The organism is Myxococcus sp. CA039A, from assembly GCF_013336645.1.
Taxonomy (GTDB): Bacteria; Myxococcota; Myxococcia; order Myxococcales; family Myxococcaceae; genus Myxococcus; species Myxococcus llanfairpwllgwyngyllgogerychwyrndrobwllllantysiliogogogochensis.
Map to the genome: position 1 here is coordinate 1 of NZ_JABUMQ010000492.1, position 5,660 is coordinate 5,660.

The following is a 5,660-nucleotide window of genomic DNA, read 5'->3' on the forward strand; positions in this document are numbered from 1 at the left end:
GAGGAGGGGAGGGGACGTTCCGGACAGCGGAGGTGACGGCGGGGCTTTTGTGGGACTCGCGTGACAACGAGCCCGCGCCCGTGCGCGGCATGTTCCACGAGCTGGCGGCACGCGGCGCGGTGGGGGCGACGGGCAGCTCGTTCAGCTACTGGGGCTCCACGGCGAACCTTCGCTTCTACCACCCCCTGGGACATGAGCGATTGGTGGCCGCGTTGCGCCTGATGGCCGACGTGCTTGGAGGGGATGTGCCCTTCTTCCTGCTCAGCGGCTTTGGCGGAGTGGAGTGGCGCGATGGCTGGGGCGGCGTGGGCGGCCTGTTCACCGCGCGAGGGCTGCTGAAGAACCGCCTGCAGGGCGAGGTGAAGACGGTGGGCAACGGCGAGCTGCGCTGGCGCTTCCTCGACGTGCGGCCGTGGGAGCAGCCGTTGGAGTTCACGCTGGTGGCCTTCTTCGATGCGGGACAGGTGTGGACGGACCTCCGCTTTCGGGACAAGGGGTTGTTCCGGTACGCGGGAGGTGGGGGCCTGCGAGTGGCCTGGGACAACACCTTCATCGTCCGAGCGGACTACGGCGTGAGTCCTCGGGATGGCACGTCCGCCTTCTATCTCGACTTCAACCACATGTTTTGAGTGGCCGATGTCATCCGGTGGCATTGACGCCCGCGGAGGGTGCCAGCTAGCGTGACGCCACGATGATGCTCTTGAACGCGAGCTTCCTGACGACCGCCACCGGCCGCTGTTGCCGTGGCGCGTGTTGTTAGTCGAGCTGCTTCGAGCGTCCTTCGTTCCACCGGTTCGTTTCCGCTGAGTCCCGGGCCCTGGGCCTCGGACTCGTTGCCCCGGTGGTGTTCCGCGTCCCGGTGATGAGGCCCTGGCCTCGTCGCGCGTTCGTGGCCTCGCGTCCCTCTGCCGGAGTTTTTGCGCATGCCCATCACCCGCTTCGCACCGCATGACGATTTCCTGCGTGTCTACTTCGCTGGGGATGGTGTTCCCCGGCACGCGGACTTCCACTGGTTCTGGCTGCGGCACAACTCGGAGCTGGACCGTCATCCGCTCACGCGCGAGCGCATCGTCTGTTCCTCGGAGCTGCCGCTGGAGCTGCGGCCTCGCGGGGTGCGGGTCTCGGAGGATGCCTCTGGCCTCGATATCGACTGGGGGGACCGTGCCGATGGGCAGGTGAGTCGGTACGCGGCGGACTGGCTGCTCGCGAATGCCTATGCGGCAGACCGTGTCGCCGTGCCTCCGCCGCCCTCGGACAGTGTGTTGCTCACGGTGGAGGCTTCCCAGGTGCGCGAGCCGCTCGTGCCGTTCGCCTTGAAGCGACTCCAGGAGTCCGGGGCGGTCATCGTGCGGGGCTTCGAGGCGGACACGGAGGCGCTCATCGACCTCTTCGGTGGTGCCGGGCTCTCTGTCATCGAGACGCACTTCGGCCGCATCGAGGATTTGCGCACCGACAACACGACGAATCGGAACACGGACCAGCTTGGCTATACGGACAGCGCGGTGCAGTTGCACACGGACCAACCCTTCCTGGACCGACCGCCGCGCTACCAGCTCCTGCATTGCCAGCGGCCCGCCGAGACGGGTGGGGAGAACAGTGTCGTGGATGGGCTCGCGGCGGCGCGCTACCTGGCGGACCAGGACGCGTCTGCCTTCGAGCTTCTGCGCACGGTGCCGGTGACGTTCCATCGCAAGCAGGCAGCGTTCGAGCGGGTGCTGGTGTCACCCGTGCTCGACTTCGATGCGCCTGAGGGCTTTCGCATCCGGTACAGCTACTTCACGCTCGCGCCGCACCGGGTGCCGTTCGCCCGGATGGAGGCGTGGTACCGCGCCTACAACCGCTTCGCGACGCTGGTCCGGGACGAGCGCCACCAGTTCCGTTTCCGACTCGGGGCGGGTGACTTCCTCCTCTATGACAACTGGCGAATGCTCCACGCTCGCACCTCGTTCACGGGTGCCCGCTGGGTTCGCGGTGTGTACTTCGATGCGCGTTGAACCCCGGAGAACACCATGCCCGCTTCGCCTCGACTGGCCCCCCAAGGGATGAGTCACCAGGACGTCCTCGACCAGATGCGCGAGCTGCGCGCCGATGATTCGCGCTGGAAGGAAGGGAAGACGTGGAGCCTCGTCTACCACGCGGGGGATGACATCCGCCGGCTGCTCGCGGACGCCTACACGGAGTTCATGTCCGAGAATGGCCTCAGTCCGTTGGCGTTCCCCAGCCTCGCGCGTTTCGAGTCAGAGGTGGTGGCCACGGGCGCGGAGTTGTTTCACGGAGACACCGCCGCGGGGACGCTGACGTCGGGAGGAACGGAGTCCATCCTGATGGCGGTGAAGACGGCCCGGGATTTCGCTCGGGAGGAGCGGGGAATCATGGCGCCGGAGATGGTGCTGCCCGCGTCCGTGCATCCGGCCTTTCAGAAGGCCGCGCACTACTTTGGCGTGAAGCCCGTCAATGTGCCGCTGGGGCCGGACTTTCGCGCGGACGTGGCGGCGACTCGGGCCGCGTTGACGGCGAACACGGTGCTCGTGGTCGGCTCCGCGCCGGCCTATCCCCACGGACTGGTGGACCCGATTGTCGAACTGGCGGCGCTCGCACGGGAGCACGGTGTCCTCTTTCACGTGGATGCGTGTCTCGGGGGCTTCCTGTTGCCGTTCGCGCGGAAGCTGGGGCACGACGTGCCCGAATTCGACTTCGCGGTGCCTGGCGTTACGAGCCTGTCGGCGGACCTGCACAAGTATGGTTATGCGGCGAAGGGGGCGTCGCTCGTGCTGTACCGCACGCCGGAGCTGCGTCGGTATCAGTTCTTCACGTACGCGGACTGGTGTGGCGGCATCTATGCGTCGCCGTCGATGGCGGGGACCCGGCCGGGAGGCGCCATCGCGGCGGCCTGGGCAGTCCTGAAGTATCTGGGGGAGGAGGGATATCTGCGGCTCGCTGGGACAGTGCTCGATACGGCGAGGGCATTGCGCGAGGGAATCACAGCCATTCCAGGCTTGAAGCTGGTGGGCGAGCCCCGGCTGAGTGTCTTTGCCTTCGCGTCTGATACGTTGGATGTGTATGCGTTGGGGGATGCGATGGAGGCGCGAGGGTGGAAGTTGGACCGGCAGATGGGGCCGCCGGCGCTGCACCTGATGGTGACGCCCGCGCACGAGAAGGTGGTGGAGCCGTTCCTCGCGGACTTGCGAGCGTGTTCCGCGAGTCTGGAGCGCGGAGAGCCTGCGCCCGAGGGAAGCGCCGCGATGTACGGGATGCTGGGCGCCATCCCAGACCGCCGCGAGGCCGCGGACTTCATCCGCCAGTTCATGGACTCCATCTACGGATGAGCGCGCTCATCCCGATTCACGCGGTGGTGTTGCGCCGGTTCGGCTGGGGCGAGCACGTCTTCATGCCTGTGGGGTCTCTTCGATGAGCGCGCTCATCCAGCGTCGCACGCTGGCCTCATCCTGGTTCGGGCTCGTGGGTGCCCTCCTATGAGCGCGCTCATCCAGGTCCTTGTGGTGGTGGGGCTCCCCGGGCTTGTGCTGCTGGGGACACGAGTCTTCAAGGCCGTGGCATGGGTAGGGCCCGTGGTGATGTGCTACGCGGCGGGCGTCCTCCTGGGGAACGCACCGGGGTTGTCGCTCCAGACGGGCGTGAGCCTCTCGGTGAGCGAGGCGGCAGTGCCGCTGGCGATTCCCCTCCTGTTGTTCTCCACGGATGTGCCGCGCTGGACGAGGCTGGCCCGCACGACGTTGCTCTCTTTTGCCCTCGCCTGTGTGTCCGCCCTCGTGAGTGCCACCGTGGTGGGACTCGCCTTCTCAGGGCGGATGGACGAGTGGTGGAAGATGGCCGGCATGTTGGTGGGTGTGTACGTCGGCGGTACCGCCAACATGAACGCCGTGGGCGTGGCGCTCCAGGTGCGAGAGGAGACCTTCGTGCTCCTCAACACGGCGGACATTGTCGCGGGAGCGGCCTACCTGCTCGTGCTGATGACGGTGGCACAGCGCATCGCGCTGGCCTTTCTTCCTCCGTTCCCGAATCCGACGGGCTGGGATGGCTCAACCGCGGAGGAGGGGACGCGACAGGAGGGCTTCTCCTGGCGGTTCGCACGAGGTCTGGCTTTGTCGTTGCTGCTGGCCGTCGCCATCTGCGGTGTGTCCGCTGGAGTGAGCCTGGGGCTCGCGGGTCGACTGGAGGCGACGGTGGTGCTGCTGCTCATCACCACACTGTCTCTGGCGGCGTCCTTCATCCCGGCAGTCCGCTCCCTTCCTGGGAGCTACGCGCTGGGGGACTACGCACTGCTCGTCTTCTGCGTGGTGGTGGGGACGTTGGCGGATGCGAGTCAATTAGGGAGCGCGGGACTGTCTGTCTTCGTCTTCTGCGCCAGCGTGATGGTGTTGGCCATCGTCCTGCATTTCGGTCTGGCGGCGCTGTTCCGCATCGACGCCGACACGGTGCTGATTACCTCCACGGCCACCATCTTCGGCCCGGCCTTCATCGCCCCCGTGGCCCGAGCGCTGCGCAATCGCGAGCTGATGGTCTCCGGCATCACCACGGGGCTGATGGGCTTTGCGCTGGGGACGTACCTGGGGCTCGCCCTGTCCTGGCTCCTGCGGCCGTAGTGTCAGTCCATGAGCCAGAACAGCTTGTTGCCGCTCCTCAACGCACGTTGCAGAAACTCCTGGAATGTTCTGGCGATCTGTCGAACGTGCAGCGGATAGGTTTCGTGGAACGCATCCAGCAGTGGATAGGGGCCGTCGGGCTGCGCCACGTCGACGAGCACGAAGTCGCTGTCCTGGCAGTAGAGGAGGGTGTACCAGGTCGCCGCTCCCATGGAGTCGTCGTCTTCCCCTCGCATGCGAACACGTGCCCGCTCTATTTCAGAGAGCGAGAGGATTCGGTACTTCGCATCAGGCCTGCGACGGAAAAGCGTGGCACCGTCACAGTGGAGGTAGAACGCGCGCAAGTCCGCGTCCAATCTCCACCCGAGTCGTGCCTCGGCTTCGGCGATTTGTGCCGAGGTCGCCGGAGGGTTGGGGTAGTGGTCGCGCGACAGTGCTTCGAGCAGTGTCTGCATCTGCTTGGTCCACGTAGGGCCTGGTTGGCCCACGAAGTGGCATCACACCTCGGTGCCACCCCGTCAGGCCGCCTCTTCCCGAATCTCCAACGCCTCCCGGACTCCCGGGAGCGCGGAGAGCAGCTCCAGCTCCGCCCTCTGGAGCACGGAGACCCGCTTGCCGGAGATGCGCTCCATCGTCAGCTCGATGCGGTGGTCCCCCGCCGCATTGACGCGCCGGAAGATGCGGGCCCGCCGGCCCTCCGCCCGACAGGCGAGGATGTCCTTCTGGAGGCTGCGCAGGCGTCGGAACACCTTCAGCGCCATCCGCCCCTCGGGGGTGTCGAAGGTGTGGAAGTGCCGATTACGCGACAGTGGCTTGCTGGGGTCATGGAGCCTCTCCACGAGGCGCCGAACGAATGGGTCCATCGACGAGGGAGGATAACATCCGGTACCCTCCCGCTCAGCGATGCCCTGGCGAATTCGAACCCTTCCCTGGACCCTGGCGCTCCTCCTCCCGCTTGCTTGCAAGGAACCGGAGGTGGCCGCAGTCCAGAACCGTGCCCAACAGGCCCAAGCCGCCCTGGGGGAAGCCCGCGCCCAGCTCGCCAACGGGCAGCCC

Annotated in this window: 6 protein-coding genes; 4 read left to right on the forward strand and 2 right to left on the reverse strand. The window is 66.7% G+C overall.

The genetic code is table 11. From position 1 onward, the window contains the following. The 4 genes from HR086_RS44175 to HR086_RS44190 all read left to right on the forward strand — a co-directional run. Positions 1 to 629: BamA/TamA family outer membrane protein (locus HR086_RS44175; RefSeq protein WP_174468640.1), on the forward strand; the 629-nt coding region annotated here is incomplete at its 5' end. Positions 630 to 923: 294 nt separating this feature from the next. After that, positions 924 to 1,994: a TauD/TfdA family dioxygenase gene (locus HR086_RS44180; RefSeq protein WP_174453505.1), complete on the forward strand. Its 1,071-nt coding sequence runs from the start codon at positions 924 to 926 to the stop codon at positions 1,992 to 1,994. A 15-nt stretch (positions 1,995 to 2,009) separates the two neighbouring features. Next, entirely contained in the window at positions 2,010 to 3,326 is a 1,317-nt protein-coding gene (locus tag HR086_RS44185) for an aspartate aminotransferase family protein (protein ID WP_174453506.1), read from the forward strand. Positions 3,327 to 3,473: 147 nt separating this feature from the next. Next, positions 3,474 to 4,604 carry a DUF819 family protein gene (locus HR086_RS44190; RefSeq protein WP_174453507.1) on the forward strand — a complete coding sequence of 377 codons (1,131 nt, stop codon included), beginning with the start codon at positions 3,474 to 3,476 and terminating at the stop codon, positions 4,602 to 4,604. Between the two features lie 2 nt (positions 4,605 to 4,606). Here the strand turns inward: HR086_RS44190 and HR086_RS44195 are convergent, their stop codons facing one another. Next, positions 4,607 to 5,059 (reverse strand): SMI1/KNR4 family protein, encoded by a 453-nt coding sequence (locus HR086_RS44195; RefSeq protein WP_174468641.1) that lies wholly within the window; start codon positions 5,057 to 5,059, stop codon positions 4,607 to 4,609. Between the two features lie 63 nt (positions 5,060 to 5,122). Beyond that, positions 5,123 to 5,365 carry a hypothetical protein gene (locus HR086_RS44200; protein ID WP_254624880.1) on the reverse strand — a complete coding sequence of 81 codons (243 nt, stop codon included), beginning with the start codon at positions 5,363 to 5,365 and terminating at the stop codon, positions 5,123 to 5,125. Positions 5,366 to 5,660 lie beyond the last annotated feature (295 nt).

What these genes read in the sequence shown, in the direction of transcription:
- HR086_RS44180 (WP_174453505.1), top strand. Translation starts at nt 924, where the DNA reads ATGCCCATCACCCGCTTCGCACCGCATGACGATTTCCTGCGTGTCTAC.
- HR086_RS44185 (WP_174453506.1), top strand. Translation starts at nt 2,010, where the DNA reads ATGCCCGCTTCGCCTCGACTGGCCCCCCAAGGGATGAGTCACCAGGAC.
- HR086_RS44190 (WP_174453507.1), top strand. Translation starts at nt 3,474, where the DNA reads ATGAGCGCGCTCATCCAGGTCCTTGTGGTGGTGGGGCTCCCCGGGCTT.
- HR086_RS44195 (WP_174468641.1), bottom strand. Translation starts at nt 5,059, where the DNA reads ATGCAGACACTGCTCGAAGCACTGTCGCGCGACCACTACCCCAACCCT.
- HR086_RS44200 (WP_254624880.1), bottom strand. Translation starts at nt 5,365, where the DNA reads ATGGCGCTGAAGGTGTTCCGACGCCTGCGCAGCCTCCAGAAGGACATC.